The organism is Candidatus Gillettellia adelgis, from assembly GCA_020541285.1.
GTDB lineage: Bacteria > Pseudomonadota > Gammaproteobacteria > Enterobacterales > Enterobacteriaceae > Gillettellia > Gillettellia adelgis.
This window is the reverse complement of sequence record CP047043.1, coordinates 1,188,166-1,212,277: the sequence shown is the minus strand read 5'-3', so window position 1 is coordinate 1,212,277 and position 24,112 is coordinate 1,188,166. Positions and strand designations below refer to the sequence as shown.

At 34.3% G+C, this 24,112-nt stretch carries 7 protein-coding genes and 1 pseudogene; 3 read left to right on the top strand and 5 right to left on the bottom strand.

Annotated elements, in window-relative coordinates:
- Nucleotides 1–2 precede the first annotated feature (2 nt).
- Complete coding sequence (gene mlaF / locus GIY03_RS02890) at nt 3–818, bottom strand: phospholipid ABC transporter ATP-binding protein MlaF (protein ID WP_457913629.1); 816 nt, start codon at nt 816–818, stop codon at nt 3–5.
- Nucleotides 819–8,359: 7,541 nt separating this feature from the next.
- Between mlaF and sucC the strand changes: the two genes are divergently transcribed.
- Together sucC and sucD are read left to right on the top strand one after the other, a co-directional pair.
- Nucleotides 8,360–9,547, top strand: coding sequence for an ADP-forming succinate--CoA ligase subunit beta (gene sucC / locus GIY03_RS02885; protein ID WP_457913628.1), 1,188 nt, complete (start codon nt 8,360–8,362; stop codon nt 9,545–9,547).
- The gene (gene sucD / locus GIY03_RS02880; protein ID WP_457913627.1) at nt 9,528–10,400 is read left to right on the top strand and encodes a succinate--CoA ligase subunit alpha; all 873 of its coding nucleotides are present in this window, start codon (nt 9,528–9,530) and stop codon (nt 10,398–10,400) included. The genes sucC and sucD overlap by 20 nt, the downstream gene beginning before the upstream one ends.
- 1,413 nt (nt 10,401–11,813) lie before the next feature.
- Here the strand turns inward: sucD and GIY03_RS02875 are convergent.
- Nucleotides 11,814–13,365, bottom strand: a pseudogene (locus tag GIY03_RS02875) (ATP-binding cassette domain-containing protein).
- Nucleotides 13,366–15,243: 1,878 nt separating this feature from the next.
- Here GIY03_RS02875 and gpsA point away from each other — a divergent pair.
- Complete coding sequence (gene gpsA / locus GIY03_RS02870; protein WP_457913626.1) at nt 15,244–16,263, top strand: NAD(P)H-dependent glycerol-3-phosphate dehydrogenase; 1,020 nt, start codon at nt 15,244–15,246, stop codon at nt 16,261–16,263.
- 1,984 nt (nt 16,264–18,247) lie between these two features.
- On the opposite strand, the gene GIY03_RS02865 is transcribed toward gpsA, so the two are convergent.
- The 3 genes from GIY03_RS02865 to sppA all read right to left on the bottom strand — a co-directional run bounded on the left by GIY03_RS02865 (nt 18,248) and on the right by sppA (nt 23,601).
- Nucleotides 18,248–19,444, bottom strand: coding sequence for a Bcr/CflA family multidrug efflux MFS transporter (locus tag GIY03_RS02865; RefSeq protein ID WP_457913625.1), 1,197 nt, complete (start codon nt 19,442–19,444; stop codon nt 18,248–18,250).
- A gap of 1,188 nt (nt 19,445–20,632) precedes the next feature.
- Nucleotides 20,633–21,652, bottom strand: coding sequence for an asparaginase (gene ansA, locus GIY03_RS02860; protein WP_457913981.1), 1,020 nt, complete (start codon nt 21,650–21,652; stop codon nt 20,633–20,635).
- A gap of 92 nt (nt 21,653–21,744) precedes the next feature.
- Nucleotides 21,745–23,601, bottom strand: coding sequence for a signal peptide peptidase SppA (gene sppA / locus GIY03_RS02855; RefSeq protein ID WP_457913624.1), 1,857 nt, complete (start codon nt 23,599–23,601; stop codon nt 21,745–21,747).
- Nucleotides 23,602–24,112 lie beyond the last annotated feature (511 nt).

The window sequence follows — 24,112 nt, the reverse complement described above, 5'->3', positions numbered from 1 at the left end:
ATTTAGTTACTCCCTAAACCTAAAAGCTCGGATTGATAGTCTCCAGCTGGATAATGAAATGGTACCGGACCATCGGCAATCCCATCCAAGAACTGACGTACGCGTTTATCAGGATTCTGATGGAGTTGCTGTGTCGTGCCTTGAGCGATGACTCCATGATCAGCGATGATATAAGCGTAGTCGGCGATACTTAACACCTCTGGCACATCATGCGATACTATGATACAAGTAATACCTAGAATATAGTTCAGTGCGTCAATTAATTTTACCAGGACGCCCATGGTAATCGGATCTTGACCGATAAAAGGTTCATCGAACATTATTAATTGCGGATCTAGCGCAATTGCTCTTGCTAGCGCAGCACGCCGTGCCATTCCACCAGATAATTCATTAGGCATTAATGCAGCTGCACCACGTAATCCGACTGTCTCTAACTTCATTAGTACCGTACTGCGTAAAAGAGGCTCTGGTAGCTGACTATGCGCTCGTAATGGAAAGGCGACATTTTCAAAGATTGTTAAATCAGTAAATAGTGCGCTTGTTTGAAATAGCATACTCATTTTTTTTCGCGTATTATATAATTGATGGCGGGATAGTGCGGGAATGTTAACACCATCAAACCAGATTGCTCCCCGATCCGGTATCAGTTGGCCACCAATCAGGCGAAGTAGCGTAGTTTTACCAATACCTGACGGTCCCATAATTGCTGTTATTTTATGATAAGAAATCGTCAGGTTAACTTCTTTGAATATTAGTCGATCACCACGTGAGAAACTCATGTCATGGACGTCAACTAAACTCTTTATCTGGTGGTGCATATTAACGCTCCTTATAGGTGCGGAATTTTTATAAAATCTACTGTATGATGTAAAAGTAACAGACACAATATGCGTCTGCGTTGTGCTTTTAGTTTTAATAAAATCTCAATAAAGCAACCATTGGTCTGGAGTTAACTAAAACAGCGCGTGTTCTGGATTTTAGGCTGAAGTTTAAAATGAGATGCATGAATTTTTAAACGCTTACATGAGTAAGTAACGAGGGTAAGTAAACACAGCTAGATATATGCTATTTATAGTGCAATGGGTGCATTATTTGGAAGCCTATTTATGATACTATAAATTTTCTGTACATATCAGCCGGTTCAATAAATACCATCTTTCTAAATATGATAGTATGTTATATTATCGATTATAAATCTGAAAAACTTATCTCTGCATCTTCAGAGTTTATCGTAATAGGTGTACTTATTTATGCTCTTCTCGAACAGAATAATATAAATTAACCACATCCTACATATAGTCAGTAAATATTGTCAGTACTATTAAATCTAAAAGAACAATAAAATAGTTTATGGGATAAGCTTTCAGTCTATATAATAATAGAACAGTGAGATTATCGTATGAAGGCTGTCAAATAAAGAACTTAAAGAATGTTGATATCAGAGAGTTTATATGTTTGTGTGATATACTCCGGTCATATTGGAATTTGTATATTCTTGACTTCCTACTAATTACAGTCAGTAGTTAGTACAATTGACACGTATTAATGTATTGAACTCCCCGGTTTACTGATATTCCAGTAAGCATGATGTGTAAATGACTTACAGAATAATTGGTTCTTGCATTTTTACTGTTAATTTAAAGTATGTTATATAGCGCAAACCCTGTGCTTTATCCTCATCATAATTAACGCCATTCCTTTTAAGAATCAAGCTGTATGTCGTTATAATGACAGTTAAAATTTTTGATCAATAGAAAGCAAAGTTCGATCTCTTGTGTTTTAAATGATGCGATAAGCAAGCATGTAAAATCAACAACGCTATTCTTCTTATTTACTAAGAGGTGTAACTTTGGCATGATTAATTAAAATCTTTGCTTTTATATGCTTTGTATATATCAAAATATCAGTGCATATTTCAATAATAGCAAATTAAATTTTAATATACATCGTTCTGTTGACTATCTAAGTATAGTATAAACTATAGCATTTAATCATTATCTGACAATTCTCGTCTTAACTACGAAAGTGATTGTTAAGTGAATACACTAACAATCGTCTATCTATTAGATTATACTAAATATGACAAAGTAGCTATATTATAATAACTGACTTGCAATCACTGAAGTAATAACAATCGTCTCATGCATTATATTCATACAGTACGACAGCGCAATTGAAATATATGGCAGCCCATGAAATGCAGTAAAAGAATAATGGATTTAGTCTGCTCTTGATTATGTTTATATGATATAAAAACAACACTGACATATAGTGAGATTTCTCTCGGGGAAAAGGTAATACGGTAAAATTCACAGAAAATATATATGCGATCAATAGATTAAGTACAGTGCATTTAAGTAGTGCAAAGTAACGTACTGAGCAATGCATTTGATATGTGCAATAGTCACGATCGTGTTACGTTTTATCGTAACTAGAACAATTTATTCGATCATGTAAGCAGTGACGATAATTCTTTATAAAGGTAATTATCCAACAAAATTAATAGTATGTTTAGTACTCAAGCATGTCGACTCAAGTGAATTAAGTGTACCTGAGCGTACGGTATTATTAGTCAGTCTTATAAAGACAATAGGGTTCATAAACAAATGCATGAGAACAAGTATTTTCACACCATAGCACATCGATGCTATATTTAATTTATGTTAAATATACATCATATTAACTATGATATAGCTAAGTCAATTAACAGATGTTGTGAATGTTATTGATATAGCATAGTGTAAAAATAAACGTAATAGTTATGCGAATATCATATATTATAACGAGTAACTTCATGACGCAGCGATTATACAGTTAAGTGATATTTCAAGTGAAATAATAGTAAAAGTAAAGCTTCTATAACGTGCTATTTATAATCTGTATAATAATACGTTCGAGAATATAATTCTGTTATATTTAAAAACTGCATATTCTACCTCCCAATTACTTCAAGTAAGGCTCATATAGAGGATTTTATGAAAAAATATTGACTGCTGCATTAAAATTTAAAAGGATGAAGATAAATTTTAATTAAAATTATATGCATAAAGCAATGATCATAATGTTTGTCAGCAGAAAATGTAAGTTTTTTAAAGGCTATTATATTTTTATTATTTAACTGACTGTAATTTTTTCTAGTCAATACATTCCACACGCAATACTTGATTATATTTCGCACTAAATTTTAGCATTCATAGTAAATAGTTACTTCTAAGAACATTTTACGGTGATAAATCGTATACTATGCGTGTTATTCAGAGTACTTTACTAAAAGTCTTTATGCTATTGTATCGTTCTGTTTCCCTTAAGAGTTTTATATTTTATTCGAAGTAATAAAGGTACAGAAAAATCATCGGGTGTTCAGGTAATTATAGTGGAGGCAATTTTAGATATTCTGCGAAAATTTTCTAACATACACTTAGAGACAATGAACGTGTTGTAACTTTTAATATTCCTGACAGTTATTGCCCGTTCCTAGAGTCAGATTAAACTTAGCTTGGCATAGTTACTTATATCTTAAAAGTAAGTACGTATTTTGCGTAGTGGCATTAAACTTGTTTGTCCATATATTAGTGATCTAGTGTGATGTTTACCACTAGAGTGAATGCGAATTTTAAATGCGCTGTGAATGGTCTAGAAGTTTTAGTGATACTCTTTGAGTATTTATATGATATGGCGACTAAATAACTCTTATATTATCTACATAATACTCTTAGATGTGCACATTTATTATAATGTGCACATCTATTATATAAAGAGAAACATGAATAAAGATCAGTAGCCGCTAAAGCGCTAGTTATGTGAAATAGTAAAGTATTTTTGGAGTGTGCGGAGAGCATTATAAATCATGCCGGGCGGGATATTACTGATTTACTTAGGGTGGTTAGTTACTATAAATAAATTATATCATAAAACACTATAGTGATATTAGACGTTTGATAAGTAAAATGTAGTGTGAAGCTAAATGAATTAAACAATGTATGCCGAATTACTCAGACGCAGCGGTCACTATTCGTGAAATATTATATATTAACAACAAGAATACCGATAAAATGATGTATAATTATACGGTGTTATACAGACTAGTATATTCCATAAACTTTAGAATTATTTTATAAAAATAAAACTTTACAATGATAAATATTATTTATTTCGTACCGCTTAGATAAGCCGCACAATCGTATGTAGCACACGATATTTATTACGTTAATTGCAACTATTATGCTATAAATCTCATAATAGTCTATATTAACTATAGAGAAACTGTAGGTGCTACAGTTTAAGTAGTCATGATAAGGAAATATGATAAAGGAAAATATAATGAAGGCTTACCCCGAATGTCTTCTATCTATCGGTAGCGAATTACACTTATACAAAGTAAATTCATAAAAATCTTTTAACTGCTTCTACTGTTTTTGAAGATAGCTGTTATTTATTTTAATGATTACCTATAGGACATAGGTATGATCAGTTATATTTAAAAAATACAGAATCGATTCTGTATATCACGGAAAGAAGTTAGGCTTTATAGCATTACTGTTACAGCTCTTGCAGCATGTGCCAAATAAAGTCATGCATTAAAGATTATCCATATCATCCGATTTTTATGGTCACAAAAATACTGGTAGTCCTTTCTGGCTTGTAACGTTCGAAGAAGGTAATTGACCTTGCTTGGGCGATCATGATTTCACTAACAATCGATCGTTAGGAAACCTTTTATATAGATTGTTTTATCATAAAAAAGATAACTGTAAATCTAGATGATCTATATATCGTACTACAGAGAATTAATTGTAGTCAAGTTAGTACTGAGCATATGTATCTTACTAATATTAAAGAAAATTCTGGCTTCATCAATGTATTGCATCAGTGGTATAGACTGCTAGCTTTACCTGCGATAAGAAGTTTTCTTTCCTAAAATAGTTGTCGTGAAAGATTGTACATACTATTAAATGTTCAGTTTTATAGTGCAGACATCTCTCATTATCCGGTGGTGAAACATAAGCATCTATTTTCAAAGGAAGAAGATGTGATGCGAGTAAGTATGGAGTGCGTGAAAGTGGTGCTTACCATTTCTTATCATGTTGGTTTGAATGTGTTGATTAATGTATCGAGTAAAAAGCCGTTGGACTTATTCGATGAATTTGTTAGTAAGCGCGAGAAATGTTTCCTCACTAGTAACATGAAGTACTATGAGGGTTTTTAATTCGATATAAAACTAAGAATAAGATTATTCACTTAAACGTGAGTGCGTTCTTGTTTGCAGTGGAAAATTATCATCCTGGTATTTTTGGAGTGTAGCATGTGCTCAATCTGGTCATCTAGATGATATCCAGAGTTATACAATCTTTCCAATGACTCTTCATAGTAATGCGGGTATTATCGGTCAGGGTGTCGTGTAAGAAACGATGAACATGTTGTATATTCACAGTTATCAGGTGGGGTAATACATTGCTATTATTGTTAGTAAGACGTTGGTTGCTCTACCTCGAATCCCACAGGTTTACATGTTACGCAGTCCGTGATACATCAAAATTACAATATATTTAACGTCGTATAAAATATACGTTAACATTTTAACCAAACAAAGTAGATAGTTTCGAAGGTGCTATAAAAATCACTAATATGTACTGTAATGTATATGATCATGGGGTCGTATAACTAAAAATGGCGCCCGAAAAATCTGCAGACTGTTACGTCATGGCTATCTTTTCACTGTGATTGGCATAAAATAACAACTAAATAGCATCGATACGCAATACTTACAAGCGTTGATGCATCATATTGGAAATATACTGAAATAATTGACATACAATCACTGGTAGAAAAAACATCTATAGCGATCATGCAGGATGGCACTAGTCAAAATTATTTGATTAAAGTGTCTGCTGAAACCCTTATCTTATATCACTGGATCTAATATAGTGATTCCAGGCGTATATCTGGCGAAGATGTAGCCGTGGTACCTGGTTGCCATCATGCGATTGTGTATAACTAGAAAATGGAATGATCTGCATGTTTTCTAAAACTCTTCACGGCAATAAAGGTAGATTTAATATTTAAAAGTCGGTACTATCCCAGAATTTGTGTGAGCATTTAAGCACGGTTATGTCATCGCTGCACTACGCAGTTTGACGATTCAGGCAGCACAGTTCGGTGATTTTTTAATGGCAAATAAGTGTTGTAGATCGATGCATTGGTTTTTCTGAATAAAATGGGAGTTCATGTGTGGCTTTACAATAACTATTGACTTACGGTGATGTAGGGGGAAAGGTTAGAGCATCCTGAAGAAGATTTAGAGTATTATTTTCAATTTTATATAAAAAGAATATGCAGATATGTATTTTATTTACTTTAGAGAAAATGTATCATACTCTATATCGAGAGACCAGGAGTGGCATTCAACGCCTGTTAGTAGCAATGTTAGTCAATTCTCTTGTACGTCGTTCATTTGTAGTGTCTTTACCACAAAGAATTAACCGACGGTGACTGGCGTGATCACTATTGGCGAAGTGGAGGATCGAGAACTAAAAGGGGTTCAATATGTAGCGCTTTGCGTTAGCAAGGTGTATCATAGCTTGTGTTAACAACATTCTTAGAATAAGTAAAAGTGTCTCGATAATTTGTATCGAGCAACTTCATCCGCTCCCATACCTAAAAAACCCATGTGCTATCGGAGAAACATGTGCATGTTTATAATGGTTGTTTAGTATTCAGAAAATCCACTAAACCAGGGGCTTAGCATTATAGTCAATGCAACGGATATGCAAGTAATGCTATTCGGAGATTCTTACGCTATAGGACGCCCTACGTTTTTCGCTCTTAAAGTTGGGCGTATGTCTTTTTGTAAACAGCAAGAGAAAATTTTTGTAAATTCAGCGATGAACGTTCATTAATGTTGATGTACTTAACAAAAATAAAGAGTAACGATAGTCAAGGATAGTAAAACGAATAGCATGGATATATTTATGCCGCTTCTCCTTAAGCAGTGATTGATATGACAGTAACCGTATAACCTCAAACTAGATGATAGTATTCAGCGTGATGACGTCTGGGTGGATGTGGATATAGAAAATAATAAGGTAGAAATAGAAGTATCATTCACTATAGCAGGCGCTCTTAACACGTTATTAGAAGAATGCCGGCGCTATTATGCCCTATAAACAGATTTTTAATCGCATGTATCAGATCTATCTCTCTGATAACTTGAAGTGCAAGAAAACTGGTCACTTAAAAACTACTTTAACACAGTATGTCACCACCAGATTAGGAATAGTCGGTCATGACACACTGAGCCTAGTGTTTTCTTGCTTGCTAAATACAATCTTGATGCCAGTATTATCAAAGATGATAGTATAGGTAGCGGTATCACTCGTGTAAACTTATCAGGTATTTTGAGATGAAGACACCAATTCATTAGCTGATTTGTAAAGGCGAATCGAAGTTAACTATGCGCAATTTCCACGGAATGTATTCCACATGACGCATCTTCTAAACGTATGGTTGAGTACTTCTTGAAAACAAAGAATAGCACTGCTATATCAACAACTTTTATATAATTCACATGTAGACGAGTATAGATCTTTGAAAAAGTACGGCGAATTTTTAAGGAGCGTCATAGTATGCGGATAGGCTTGATATTTTTATGTTAAGTAAATGGTTGTGGCAGTAACGTTATATCCAAAAATAAAAATAGATTATTCGAAGATTCGGATGTGGTTTATCAAAATATTTTGACATTAGCATTGCGATATCTACTCCGCGTGACTTAGTGCACCAGTACTAGATAATATAAACACCATAAGTATGCTCAATATAGCAAGTAAAGTCTAGGAGTGGCGCGTGTAAGGTTGCACTGGAAAATTCACTATAACACAATTAACTGGTGATAGTTTTACGATTACTAATAGCAACATTTTCCATGTATTAACGTCTGTTGATTCATTAATTTACCATACAAGTACTATTTAGGCATATGTGTCATTAAAGATCTCCTGATTATAGTCAGCAGTGAGCGCATCATCCAGCCGATGATGTACTTAGCATTATCTTATGACTATCAGTTAATTAATAAAAAAGCCCATGAGTTACTTTATAACGGTTAAAGATATTTCAAAAGATTCAGTGGTTTTACTGTTAGATATATATTATTCCTAATAAGCCCATCACGATGAATATAATAGGTGAGATTACAGTATTTGTGGAATATATACATTAGAGATACAAGTCGATCAGTGAGAGATAAAACTTCAGATATAATTGGCATAATAGCGTTCCTGTATTCTGCATTACGTTACTAATATTACGCGCTTTTTATTATTGATCTAAATGAATTTTTCCAATTCAATGGATATAATCGATGAATTTACATGAATATCAAGCAAAAAAGTTGTTTGTCAGGTACGGCTTACCGGCAAGTACTGGGTATGCTTGTACTACGCCCAGTGAAATAGAATCCGCTATATCTAAAATCGGCTGTGGTCCGTGGGTGGGTAAATGTCAGGTCCATGCTGGCGGAAGAGGTAAGGCTGGTGGTGTGAGAGTGTTATATAATAAAAAAGAGATTGATGCTTTTGTAGCAGCCTGGTTAGGACAACGCCTGGTAACCAGTCAGACTGATGCACTTGGTCAACTGGTTCATACAATTTTAATAGAAAAACGCATTGATATTGAAAAAGAATTATACTTGGGTGCCGTAGTTGATACGGGTTCTTGTCGAGTAGTGTTTATAGCTTCTACTGAAGGAGGTATAGAGATAGAAAAAATAGCCCAACATGCTCCTGAACTGATATATAAAATCACTCTTGATCCTTTAGTTGGCCCTCAGCCTTATCAAGGCCGTGAACTAGCGTTTCGATTAGGGTTACATGGGCAGCAAATCAACAAATTCGCTATGATTTTCATGGGATTGGCAAGGCTTTTTTTAGAGTGTGATCTAGCGATGGCTGAAATTAACCCACTCGTGGTTACTCAGAAGGGCGACCTTGTATGTCTAGATGGCAGACTCAGTGCTGATAGTAATGCCTTGTTCCGTCAACCCGAACTCCGTAAAATGCGTGACCTGTCTCAAGAGGATGAACGTGAGTCCCGTGCAGCACAGTGGGATTTACGTTACGTGGCGCTTGATGGTAACATTGGTTGTATGGTTAACGGCGCCGGCTTAGCAATGGGTATAATGGATATCATTGAATCATATGGCGGTAAAGTAGCTAATTTTCTAGATGTAGGCGGTAGTGCAACCAAAGAGCGTATTACGGAGGCGTTTAAAATTATCTTGTCCGACGACACTGTGAAGGTGATATTAGTATATATTTTCGGTGGTATTGTACGTTGTGATTTAGTTGCTAGCGGTATTATTAATGCGTTGTCTGTAGTAGATGTGAAAATTCCAGTAATAGTACGTTTAGATGGTAACAATGCCACGCTAGGTACTCAAAAATTAATAAAATATCGCTTACCAATTATTACTACAACTAGCCTAGATAGTGCAGTTCAACAAGTTGTGTCAGCAGCAAGAGAGAAAAACAATGTCGATTTTAATCGATAAGAATACTAAGGTAGTGTGCCAAGGCTTCACTGGAAGGCAGGGGACTTTTCATTCCAGACAAGCTATCGCTTATGGCACTAAAATCGTCGGGGGTGTGACCCCCGGAAAAGGTGGCAGTCAGCATCTTGGGTTGCCGGTGTTTAACACCTTACGTGAAGCTGTTACAGTTACTGGTGCAACCGTAACAGTACTGTACGTTCCTGCTCCGTTTTGTAAAGACGCTATTCTAGAAGCGATATATGGCGGCATAAAATTAATCATTACCGTTACTGAGGGTATTCCAGCGCTCGATATGTTAATGGTGAAAATTAAGTTAAATGAAGCTTGTGTACGTATGATTGGCCCAAATTGCCCTGGTGTGATAACCCCTGATGAATGTAAAATAGGAATTATGCCAGGTCATATCTATCGACCAGGTAAAGTAGGTATTATTTCCCGTTCCGGCACTTTAACCTATGAAGCAGTACAACAAATTACTCATTCTGGTCTAGGTCAGTCTACCTGTGTAGGTATTGGTGGTGACTCTATTCCCGGCTCTAATTTTATTGATATCTTGAAGTTATTCCAAAAAGATTTGCAGACTGATATCATTTTAATGATCGGTGAAATTGGTGGTAGTGCCGAAGAAGAGGCTGCTATCTATATCACAGAGTACATTACTAAGCCAGTGGTCGCCTATATTTCGGGTATTACAGCGCCTAAAGAAAAGCGTATGGGGCACGCTGGTGCGATTATTTTTCGTGGTAAAGGTAGTGCAGATAGCAAATTTGCTGCACTAGAATCTGCAGGGGTTACAATCGTGCGTAACCTCGCTAATATTGGCAATACTGTAAAAGCAGTGTTGCATGGTTAACCTGGTAATACAACACTGTTAATCATCCGCGATGCAGAGTTATTATTAAATAGCCTTATATTATAACGATAAATATTGAGTTTTCTGCCGGGAGGAGGGGTAGACAATATTACAACGCATTACTGATAACATTACGATCAGGAAAGATTGGTATGTAAACATTGTGTTAGATTATGCAGCTTTAAACCCTGCATAAATTCATTGCTCTCTACATTTATATAAAACGTCTATATCTCGTAATGTTAATGTAATGCTAAGTTATAGAGAATTAAAATTCTTAAAATAAGATTTTAGTTTTTATCTATACTTATTATAGTCTGTAGACCGTATACATATCGTACAGACAATTTTCTGTTTATTATTTATGAATAATATTAAGTGCCGGTATAAATCATGGCGTGTCTGTTATTCTTTTCGGATATGATTTAGTACTTAAATTATATCGTTGGATTTATGTTAAATATCTATTTATATTTCATAAATATAGTCTGGAAGCATAATAAGTATGCATAAAAGTCTGTAAAAATTTGCAAGAAGTTTGAGGCAACGATGTTATCTGTTTATTAATGATAAAACTTCGATATATAGAATGCGCTGCATACACAGGCTATGTATTTAATAAAACTTTACATAGTAAACTATGTAGTAGTGTAGCTGTTTGAATACTTTAGTAAAAGATTATCTAAATGATAAAGTTTCTATAAAATACGTCATGGTGATTCATTTATACACTAGAAGGTATTAGTTTTAATGTCATTTAGCATAGGTATACTAATAACAAATTTATGCATTAAAATTTATGTTACTACCTCTTATACTGCGGTAAGAGCACTATCTAATTTTAGAGTCACATCAATGCATAGATAGTAAATAACTATCAACTTACATATTGGTATCAGGTTGATTTATTATTAATAAAGCGATAAAGATATCGTATTAGTATCACAACTTTTGTTTTGTTTGTGTGCTTTTTTAATACATATGAATGCGTGATTTATGTCATCGTCCAGATGATGCGGAATATAATGCTATAATTTTAGTGTGATAGCACCAAGTATATCTACTGGTGTATTGATGAGTAGCAATTTTAATTGCTTTCGTTGAGCACTCATAAAACTAGCTGTTATTTATAATAAACATAAGTATTTAAGCTATGAGACAACTGTCTTTACATGCTGACTATAATCTACTCAGACGCAGTGTCATATGTATCACATGCAAAGACTATAGCTACCACAGTAGCCTAAACATGTAGACTAAAGTACTAAGAATTTCATTAAGTACTTACAAAGTATACGAAGAAAAGCGATTAGCGCTTACGTGTATTTTATAAGTTCATTAAATCACTGAGTAATTTATAGAATCAAATAGCGTCAGATACTGTAAACGTTGTTATTTTTTTTGAATAAGTTATTAAATACCTTGGTTGCATAAGTAATCAACATTGTTACCGTTAAGATCAATTACTGTATTTGGTGTTACTGCTATTATCATGAGTATAGCTAAGGAACGAACAAATTCTTGATCATGGGAAATTAAAACGATCATGCCTTCGTATATTTTAAAGTAACATTTCACGACTCAATAGACTCTATATCCAAATAAATGGTGGGGTTCATTCATAATTAAAATATTAGGTATCGCATTATTAGCTTGCGAAATATCTCTCGTCCTTTCTCACCACCAGAGAGCACTTGTATTTTTTTGATATCGTCTTGACTAAAGAGCAAGCATCTTAGAATATGTAGTACCGTCGACTCAGTATCCGCTTTCTGTTTTCAATGACTCATTTATTTAAGAACCGTTAGCGTTTTATTAAATTCGTATTTGTAATCTTATACGTAACAGTCGATATGAGCATATTCAGATCATGTAATTGTGCTGCTATCTGGAAGAATATTACCTATCAATGTTTTTAGTAAAATAGATTTACTAACATCGTTTTGAACTTAAGATCGTTACTTTTTCGCCTGCTGAAATAATTAAATTGAGTGTATTAAAGAAAAAATATTATCGATACTCTGACTGATAGTTCATGTTTCTAATGCATTACGACGTAGCGGTCTATCTTGTGAAAACGAATCAACGGGTATCGGCGACTAGAAGTTTGTATGTTTTTAGTTAGATCTTGTAGATTTTATGAGCACGTGAAGTTGCTTGTTTATATTTAGAAGCATGAGTAATAAAGTGATATACAAACGATTGTAATGTATTATTAATGTGTATTGTTTAAAGTTTTGTTAGTTATTAAGCGTTCTCGCGCTTGAGTGGCAGTTGTTGTATATTTTATCATGGTTTTATAGATATACCGGATAGCTCGCTGTAATATAAATCTGCGATACGCGTACATACCATATTATGAGATGACGATTATGCGAAAATAATAATCATGGTGCTGTTGCGCTTACTTAACATCTCTTCTAACCAGCGGATAAAATTGATTTTAGGTTATTAGCCGGCTTATCAAGTAGCAGGATGTCTGGATTAAAAATAACGCCTGTGCTAGTAATACGCACAGCTTATAGACTTGTGCAATTTCGCTTATAAAACCATAGTTTTCAACCGGAATACTTGTACCAAGTAATAATTCACTAGCATGCGTTTCAGCGGTATAACCAGTAAGCTGACTGTAGGTCACCTCGAGATTATTATAACTGTCTTTGTCATTGACGGCATGCAAGTTATAGATGCGTCACGCTCTTTTTTGACCCTTCATAACGTATGAAGTCCTATAATCACTGTATTTAAAATGCTATATTGCTCAAAATAAAACTAATTCTAATGAAGTTTTGCTATGCGTTACTTCAGATCAACAAATACATTGCCATTTTCAGAACTAAATAATCGCCAAAGATTTTCAGAAAAGTAGATTTACTGCATCCATTAGCGCCGATTAAGCCGTAACGATTACCGTTAATAAATTTGACAGTAATCTCTTTAAAGAGCATCTACCGTCAAACTGCATTTTGAGACTGTGCCTGAATATTAAAAGATTTTACCTGTTACAATAAGATATAATATATATTATATCATAATAAATATGCAGATTATATATAGTGATATTAGTTAGACGACAGATTTTATATCAGTAATTCTTTTTCGCACATTAATTAAATATCAGTATAAGATCCTAAGGATATGTTATATTGCCTTGGTCTTATAACTCATATTATTAAACTTATAATATGCGTTTATTCTGTGATATATCATCGTTTTTCAACGATTATGAATCTAATACTTATACTTGTACTGAAGCATTCTAACAGGGTGGTAATTCTATTTGATTTAATATGAATCTAATTATTATACTTATAAGTTTAATTCCGTTATATACTTATCATGACTTATTGTATTTATTGCATCGCCATAGTACCGCTATATAGCATATTTAATATATCAGATAACTTATGATTATAGGGCTTTTAAATGTCTGATTTTAAGATCTTATTTGTATCGATGAGAATGGTATAGTACATTGTCATTGTCAGTCAGGTAATCGATACAACGTATACGTTTGTTTATCAAAGAAAGTCAGGTAGATATTAATGTATAGTCAATACATAGTGGAGCTAAGAAACGAAGATTTGTTATTTATAAAAACCATAGTTTACTTTACAACTTATAATATATTAATAAATATTTAATAATCTAAATATGTCGTCGAAACAAAAAATAGTGTCTTAATGACTTCTATGCAACTATGTTGTTAGTAAAACGTAGATCATTGATTCTATTTGATTGGTTTTTTTTAAACAATATACAGCATAAAATAATGAAACTAATAATGATTATTATCACGTATAGCACATTAACATGACTTAAGAAATGCATGTTTGTTACTTTTAATTGATCCTATGGTATGAAGCCATATAGTGTATTAGAGGTTGTTAATTATTATATGATTTCTACAAACAAGCTAGATGGTTGGGATAGTACTGTAGTTCGCGTTAGCATTATCTATCTAGATAATTAGAGCATAATAATATTAGCAATGTAGATATTGTTTTCTGTAAAAGTATTATCATTAAGCTAAAAATTATAACGAGGCACGGAATGTGCTATGAGCACCGGTACCTGTATAATACAGCTATTATGATTGTGAATGGATATAATTATTTTGGTTTATTGATGTAATTTATCTTAAAAGCTAATGCACTTTGTGCGATGCATTACATACTGCTAGTATGCAATGTTGTTCTGGCGCACCATAACCACACATTAGTATAAGTATTTTAGAATAACATTAGGTGTTCTGATTTTTGCGAACTTGCACGGTATAGTCAATGCGTATTCATGGCATACTGGTAATACTATACTCCAGATTTTACGTAGGCATTACGACTTTATCAAATATTAACACGGAGGTTTTATTAAGGGTATCTTACTTTTAAGAATATAAAACAAGGAAAGGATCTATAAAATAACAATATATATCAAGGTAATGTTCGTGAGGTGTAGAGTTTGTTGTTAGTTTTTTATTAGAAAAAGTAGATGATAGTCAATCTTGAGCGAGATACTATTATTGAGATTAGCTTAGGATTTATGTGATGTAGTACTATGTAAAACTCTCACCATATGTTTCACAAAAGTCTTATTTTATGCAAATACAATCGGTAAGCATCTTCTTCCCAACAAATATTAAATCAGCTAAGTAGCTGATTACTTGGGTATAGGTAATACTGTCTATGTATTTTTTCTATATAGCAGTATACTATAACGTGCTAGTTCTTCATAGCACTTTCCTCTGAATAAGTTTAGCATTAGTTAATTCCGATGTACTTTCATTCAGCATATGTCACAGTAGGCGCTAGGTAATACCGCTTCCCCATAATTAGGATGCCTGATGAATATCATTAATACTGCAATAACTGTAATTGGTGCGGGTTCATATGGAACTGCATTAGCTATTATGCTAGCACGCAATGGCCATCTTGTTGCGCTTTGGGGACATAATCCTATGCATATTCAAGAGTTGCAGGAACATCGTTGTAATCGGAATTTTTTGCCAAATGTGCCTTTTCCTAAGTCATTATTACTTGAAGCTGATTTATCACGTGTATTAAAAATGAGCCGTGATGTACTGATAGTTGTGCCAAGTCATGTATTTGGTGATGTGCTGCGACAATTAAAACCATATTTGCGCTTAAATGCACGCATTGTTTGGGCGACTAAAGGGTTAGAAGCAAACACAGGTAGGTTATTGCAGGATGTGGCCCGTGAGGTATTAGGTAACAATATTCCATTAGCAGTGATTTCTGGACCAACGTTCGCTAAAGAGTTGGCTGCAGGGATGCCAACAGCAATTGCATTAGCGGCCACCGATATACAGTTTTCCAAAGATCTGCAAGATCTATTGCATTGTGGAAAAAGTTTTCGCGTGTATAGTAATCCTGATTTTATTGGGGTGCAGGTGGGAGGCGCAGTGAAAAATGTGATTGCCATTGGCGCAGGAATGTCTGATGGCATGGGTTTTGGCGCTAATACGCGTACCGCTTTAATTACTCGGGGTATCGCGGAAATCAGTCGCTTAGGCTCTGCTCTTGGCGCTGATTCATCAACATTCATAGGTATGGCGGGGTTAGGTGATCTCGTCTTATCTTGCACAGATAATCAATCTCGTAATCGTCGATTTGGAATTATGCTGGGTCAAGGTAAGAATGTAAAGGAAGCACAGGATACTATTGGACAGGTCGTTGAAGGTTATCTCAATACTCAAGAGGTCTTGACACTGGCAAAACGTTACGGTATTGAAATGCCGATTACTGAACAAATTTATCAGGTATTATTTCATAATAAAAATGCTTATTCAGCAGCATTAAGCTTATTAGGACGTACTAGGAAAGATGAAAGACGTAGTATATAATGCCGTAGTAACATACTACAGGTTATGCTCGCGTTGGGTTCTAATTATTGCATTGATAGATTTTATAGATGAGCAACAGAGTGTAACCTTTACAGTGAACCCATCAAAATCATATAGTGATGTGTCTGGTAGATAGTACGAAAAGAGTATTATCATTCGTTAGGGTAAACAAGATTGATTTTAAAGAGTCGAAAAGTCACAAGGCTTTACATTACCTTTAATCACAGATTATTTATCAATTTATGAGTTAGAGCATATGGTGTGTTACTATAGAAAATTAAACTTTAAAAAATTTTAGTGTTTTGCTATCAGGATTACTGAATGACGTTTAAAATTCATGCGAGAAGCGCATTATAGCTAGAAATATGATTATACTATATATAATATATAGTAAGATTTGATGCTAATATTACGTTAGGATAATCATGTGAATATTGCTGACGTTATTATTAATTTAATAATGCATTGAACATATTAGTAATCACTATTCTATCGACAAAAGCATGTAAATTATTTGAATTTATATTAGCGTGTCTATGATATAATACAAGCTAACTGAATAATTAATGATATGATCGACAATTTCTAATGTGGTACTGCAACGCTGCAAATATAGATACGCAGTAAATGAAGATATTGCAAGACTGGGCCTCCTTAATATTTAGTGCATAGTTATACCATGACATTAGATTGAATGAGATAATTCTAATAATATTTAACAGAATGAGTGTTAGCCTAATTTAGCGATGATTACTTCATTTTTTGAACAATAGAATCGGTAATAGCAACCTTCTTATACTCAGTTTTAACTATAGCATTGTATTAAATGGTGAAGCAGGTGTTTTGAAAAGAATGTTTAGTGCAATATCGTAAGGTCAGCAGCAATGTCTTCTACCAATGAATATGCCATAGATGCTATACGGTTATTGGATAATATCTCATGATCAGTAACCATGTAATACTAACAACTCAGACAATAGATTATTAAGTAATGCTCTAGTCTGACGGAGAATACAGACTAGATGCTTGATTAGGTTATCAAGACCTAACAACTATTATACAAATATCACGAGTTACTATAACGCTCTAAGTTTTCATGTTTATAGTGAAGATTTCATACTAAATAAATTAGGGTCGCTATTTTAGAAAAGTGTATTAGGATAATGAGTAGCAGTTTATAAATGACACACCTATCTTGCTTTAATAACACACAATGATGCTATCATTGCTACGTTACACCAATAGATATAATCTTCTCTTTATATTTAAAAATGCATGGTTTGTGTTACATTGCTGTGCGGAAATTTAGTATATAGTTATCAATACACTGAGCATCAGTGTGTTAGAATCGGTGATTTAGCCTATGAAATAGTGGTCTTTATTAATTATATATTTAAAAAACTATGAAAACTTTAAGGTCGATGCACCTGAAGAAATAATAATATTTTAAAAGTAATATACGATGCATAGTTAAATGGCTTCGTATACAACATTTGCTGTAATAAAATTAAATATTTCTAATGAATAAAAGCAAAACGACTGATAAAGAGTGACGATTTGCTGACCCTACAATATTCATATATTATTTTATTATGCAAAAAAATCATGATAACTTTTCTGTTGTTTCTTGTATGCTATTTTGCGAATTTTTTTAGGTTTTATTGTACGACATTCTTCATGTAGCGAACATTTATTAATAGCTTATACATTATAAGTTACAAAAAATATAGCAAGCAACTAATTATGCGTGAGCTATTTTAAACAACTCTTGCATTGAGTTATAGTTTGAACCTTCAAATTAAGCTGATTAATCCTTAACTCTCATGTTAAGAGGCGATGTATATAAAAGCTAACGTATTCATATTTTAGAATAGTATGCACTAGGTATAGTGCATCAGTGATGTATTTCTGGTGGAATAATACACTACTAAATACATTGTGTCGACAATCCTGCAGACATGGATCCATCTGGATGGAATACGAATTAAGCAGTATAGTGTTTCTGCTGACTAGCATGTACACACAATAATATTGCTAAAATACTACACACAATCATAGAAACAATCATTGGCCACACACTATGACTTGGAACTATCGCTAACACTGCACTTATAAGTGCACCAATGCTACAACGTAATGTCCCGGCTAGTGAAGAAGCAGTACCAGCGATATGCGGAAAATCATGTAGGATGATTGCCATGGAATTAGAGGTAATCATTGCGATACAACCCAAGTATACAGCTATTCCTATCACTAATGCCCAAAATCCTAAACCAACCACACTGATTGCTACCAGACATAGCGCCATAATTAATTGTATCAACAGCCCCACGTAAAACATACTGGCTACTCCTACTCGTTTTACATTATAACTATTAAGGAACGTCATGATACAAAGGAAGACAATATTGAACGCACAATAATAGCTAAAGTATTCTGGCGAAATGTGATTGAGTTCGATATAAACAAAAGGCCCGGCGCTCAGGAACGCGAACATACCAGCAAACGAGAAAGCACTGGCTAACATATAACTTGGTACAGACTTATGTTGCAATAGTTCGGTAAAGTTTCCCAGGGTGGTGTACAGCTGAAATTTTTTTCGCCGTTCTTTTGGGAGCGTTTCCTTAATAAAAAATAACACCAATAATGAGCTTATCAGTGCTGTAGTACCAATAATTATAAAAATAGCTGGCCACTTAAGCCAAAGTAGCAAGGCATTTCCGATCATCGGTGCTAACAATGGTGCGATAGTCATTACTAAAGTTATAAATGACATCTTACGCGAAAAATTGTCTTTAGTAAATATATCGCGTATTAAGGCGTTAATTACTACACTTGTAGAGGCGCCCGTTAAGCCATGCAATAAGCGTAATCCGATTAATAGATTGATGTCTTGCGCCATAGCACACAAAAAACTAGTTATCGAAAAGATTAGCGTACCCCACAGTATTACTGGCTTACGACCAATATTATCTGATAGCGGCCCATAAAATAATTGTCCACAAGCGAAACCAAGCATATAGGAACTGACCGTCATTTGCACATGGCGTAATGCAACACCAAACTGTACAGCCATCATTGGCATACTAGGCAAATACATGTCAATAGCTAGAGGCATAAGCATAGAAAGTAAGCCAAGAATTAGCATTAAACTGAAGTGAGATGTTTTATTCCCTTGCACGTTTAAAGACTCCCGAGTAAAATTAATCCTATAAGAATGCCATCATGCATGGTAATATTTCTTTCTGTGAACAAGCATGACTTGCCTGATGTTAAATATTAACTATTATATTAGTATCGATATACTAATAATATAGTTCAGTAAACACCTGCTACTTACGATAGCATACGCCTTACTACATAATAATTCCTCTTAATAATAATCTACTATATCTAAATCTAATTATTATTGATCTTTTTAACTATACTGACTACGTTCACTATTTTAGTTATAAACTAAAAGTAAAGTGCTATACAGTTTTTACTGTTATTGAGTATTTTATTTCGTTAGGCAAATATTCTATTTTTGGTGTTTTAGAAAGATAACGCAACGTAGTTAGTAGGTAATATCGTGTATCATTATAAAACTAATAATATTAATGTCTTATCGTCAATGCCATAAAACTCGTCAATGAATAATATGCTAAATAATATAGCATTATTTACTGATATAGAGCAGATATTGAAAATATCAATCCATAGCTTTGTATAATACATAACGCAGGTTATTCGAATCGGTAAGTAAATTTTGTCGAATATTATATTTTTCTCAACGCTTAATTTAAGCACTAAGTGCTTCACTATACAAGTGTTGAGGATAATTTGTGTCATTCGAGGTGTTTTTTATTTATACAAATCTTATAGGGATTTTTAAATAAAACTTTTTACTCTGATGCAATCTATGTTAACTGTCATATGTAGTAAGAGAAGAGCATACACTACTAGTATACTAATTGTAGCCACCATGTAAGGGGCATGATACAGGGAACAGAGATAGCGACAATGTGTAATATATTGGTCATAAATATTTAATAATAAGAATCAGGTGCATGTGTTCTTAGATTGTCGATAGTTTTAAGACATCGTAGAAATTTTTTCTAGGAGAACACAACTATATTTTAGTGCACATGGTATTATACGATGTATTGAGTTGTGTTTAATGTATCGCTATTATTTGTCGCTTGTATTGTCATGGTATATTAAGGTAGTGATTTTTTTTGAGTGAGTTATGTGCCCAGCGATATTCTGATCAATGTTATAATACAAACATTTTTTTAACCGATTATTTGATATATGATCTTATTTTATCATACAAAATTAAAAAATATACATTATAATGCCTATATATTAACTTCTAACACTCAGTATATTAATTTCTAACACTCAGTTCGCCACGTAAATTTTGCTGCATTTGGTGCCGCATTTGCTCTGGCGTCAGCGACTGACTTAATAAATAATAAAGTTTGGCTAAAGTAGCTTCTATTGTCATATCGAATCCGCTAATCACACCTGCATGAGCTAATGCATTTCCGGTAGCGTACGTGTTCATATTGACTGTACCAAACATACACTGTGTTAGGTTAACTATTATAATACCGCATTTAGATGCATAATGAAATTCATTAATAAGATCATCTTTTTGCGGTGCATTTCCTATACCGTAAGAACGTAAGATCAATGCTTTAACAGGTTGTAGAATAAAAGCTCGTACTATTGTGCTTGAAATGCCTGGGACAATAGTTATTATGCCAATCGGCTGCGGTGTAATAATGTGTATATTTAAATTGTCATTATAGCGTGGGGGGTTAGTGACGATGTTGTGATGCCGCACGTATATCTCGGTTTCCAGTAGTGGCGGAAAATTAGGGGACGAGAATGCATTAAAAGCATAGGCATTGGATTTAGTAGTACGATTACCACGGAATAGTTTGTTATTGAAGAACAAGCACACTTCATGTATTGGATGATTTGCCGCTAGATAGAGGGCATTAAGTATATTAATTGGACCGTCAGAGCGTAGCTCTGATAGCGGGATCTGCGCACCGGTTATAATTACCGGTTTAGTTAGGTTTTCTAGCATGAATGATAGCGCTGAAGCAGTAAAAGCCATGGTGTCAGTACCATGTAACACAACAAAGCCATCATAGTGATCATAATTTTTTTTAATGTCATAAGCAATATGTTGCCAATCGTGAGGTGTTATGTTAGACGAGTCAATTAATGGCACATATTCACGGATAGTGAAATCTGGTATTTCCGGGCGTTGAAAATCTGATATCAGTGCAAGTTGCTCTTGCAAATAGCCACTACTAGGTACATAACCATGAATAGAACGTTGCATGCCAATAGTGCCGCCAGTATAGGCAACATAAATAGATTTCTTTTTTATGGTCATAATTTTAACCGCGATCAGTGTGAGTTAGATGACAGAGGTAGTGCCTATAAATCTTTTTGATGTTTAGCAGATTATATTCGTATTTATTACTGAACTTCTCCACAGGTTAAACAGAATGCATAGCAATTCTGTGGGTCGTCAAGGATATTCAGTGATCTTATCTGTGTCTGTATGGTGAATGCCATAGATGCTAATGGATCTGGTAGTATCGAGTGAATATTGATTGGGATCATAATATGAATTAATTCGCACAAATTACTAAGCACTATATCGGTCCACGTGGAGGTATTGATACACCAATTTAGGTGCCACTGCTGTAGTTTAGCTAGTTCTGCAGCTTTCTTTACGGCGTCATCAAAGTCACCCAATTCATCAACTAACCCTTTATCCTTAGCATCGCTACCTAACCAAACGCGTCCCTGAGCAACGTCACGTACTTTTTGAGGTACCATGTTACGCGCCTTAGCTACCAGATTGATAAAATTATTGTAATCATGTTCAATAGTTAGTTGCATTCTTTGTGAGACGACTTTAGGTAGTGCTGCGGCTATTGTCACCTCAGCTAATGGTGAGGTTGCTATACCGTCAGAATGCACGCCAATACTGTCTAGTGTTCTCTCGTAAGTATTGATAACACCAAAAATGCCGATAGAGCCAGTGAGAGTGCTTGGGCTTGCGATAATATAGTCAGCTGGCGTTGATATCCAGTAGCCGCCAGAAGCTGCCATGCCACCCATTGACACTACTACTGGTTTACCGGAAGCGCGCACTTCAGCTAGTTCAGCACGAATTACTTCAGATGCACTAACGCTACCGCCTGGGCTGTTAATACGGAATATTAACGCTTTGATTTTTGGGTTTAAACGCACTTGACGTAGTTCTGCGGCGATAGTATCGCTGCCTATAGTACCAGACAGTTGATCTCCATCTATAATAGTACCATTAGCAAATACTACAGCAATTTCGCCGCCTTGATGCTCGATATGTTGTGGTTGGTAGTCATAAATGCTAATAGCGTTGAAGTTATTTGTTTGTTTATTCCACCCAAAACTTTTTATTAGTTGATGTTCAATGGTTGTGCGTGATGCCAATTCATCTACCAGATTATTATCTAATGCATAACGTGCAGTATCTCCATCTACCGCCTGAAATCTACTGAGTAGTTTATCAGATGCAGGGAATAGTTGTTGGGGAGTACGATGACAATTATCCGCTATAGTGTCTAAGTAATTTTTCCATAACCCGTTAATCCAGTGGCTATTCGCTTCACGCGCAGCTAGTGACATACTATCGCGGATCAGCGGCTCAACCGCCGATTTATAGGTTCCTACGCGAAAAATATGCGGAGTAACTTTAAATGTCTCCAGTAACGATTTATAATATAAATTTTTGCTAGAAAAACCTACTAGGTTGACTGCACCCTGTGGTGATAAGTAAATCTTATTGGCGTAACTCGCTAGGTAGTACTGTGCTTGGCTGTAATTATCGCCAATAGCTAGGATAGGTTTTCCGCTGTTTCGGAATGCACGTAGTGCTTTGCCGATATAGTGCAGTGACGGTTGGTCGGTACCAGCAAAGTTGTGTAACTGCAATACCATACCAGTAATACTTGGATCTTCTTGGGCTTGACGTATGCTATGCACCAATTTGAATAATGAATTTTCTTGTATTTGGTGTTTAGGGGCGTTCAAAAGTGCAGACCCCCATTGTCGTACTTTATTATTTATAGAGGGTTGATCAACTACGACTCCGCTTAAATCGACTAGAAGTGCGCCGAATTTTGGCGTTGTTTGGATGCTTAAGTTTTGAAAATATAGATAAATTTTTCCTCCAATCAAGATTAGTAACACCAGGAATGCATTAAGGATCACACCCCTAATAAAATGTAGAAGACGCCAAGTCACTCTAAATATGCCACTAAAATATTGCCTAAATGCGCGCATGTGTTCTCCAAAATAAGAGGTTAAAATATATTGTGTTATCCCAATGAGTCGCCGAAGAAAAATCGCTTTAATCTTTAATTGTAAACTGCGTTAGCAAGTTTATTATACGTTATCGAGTTATATTAGCGTAACTTTAAGATAAATAATCATCAGGAGCACCCTATAGATACATGATATTTTATATGTTTATGTAGTTTTAAAAATATTTAGTATCTTCGGCAATGGGCATCAAGCATAATAATGCTATTAACATAAGATTGCGTACGTTTGATTATAGCAATTTAACAGTTTCGTACTGTGTAATTATACAGGTCAATGAGTAAAGTATTGCAGTTTATTGTTATAGGCTGTTTTAAAAAGTAAAAATAGATAGCATTATAATCGATAATGTAACTTACTGATTGTTATTTATTTTATGCTTATCACGCTACAGATTGCATTAATGTTAGCTAATTTTTATTTCAAGTACTACGGATATACATAGTAGCAGTTAATGAATTTTGTTTTTTAG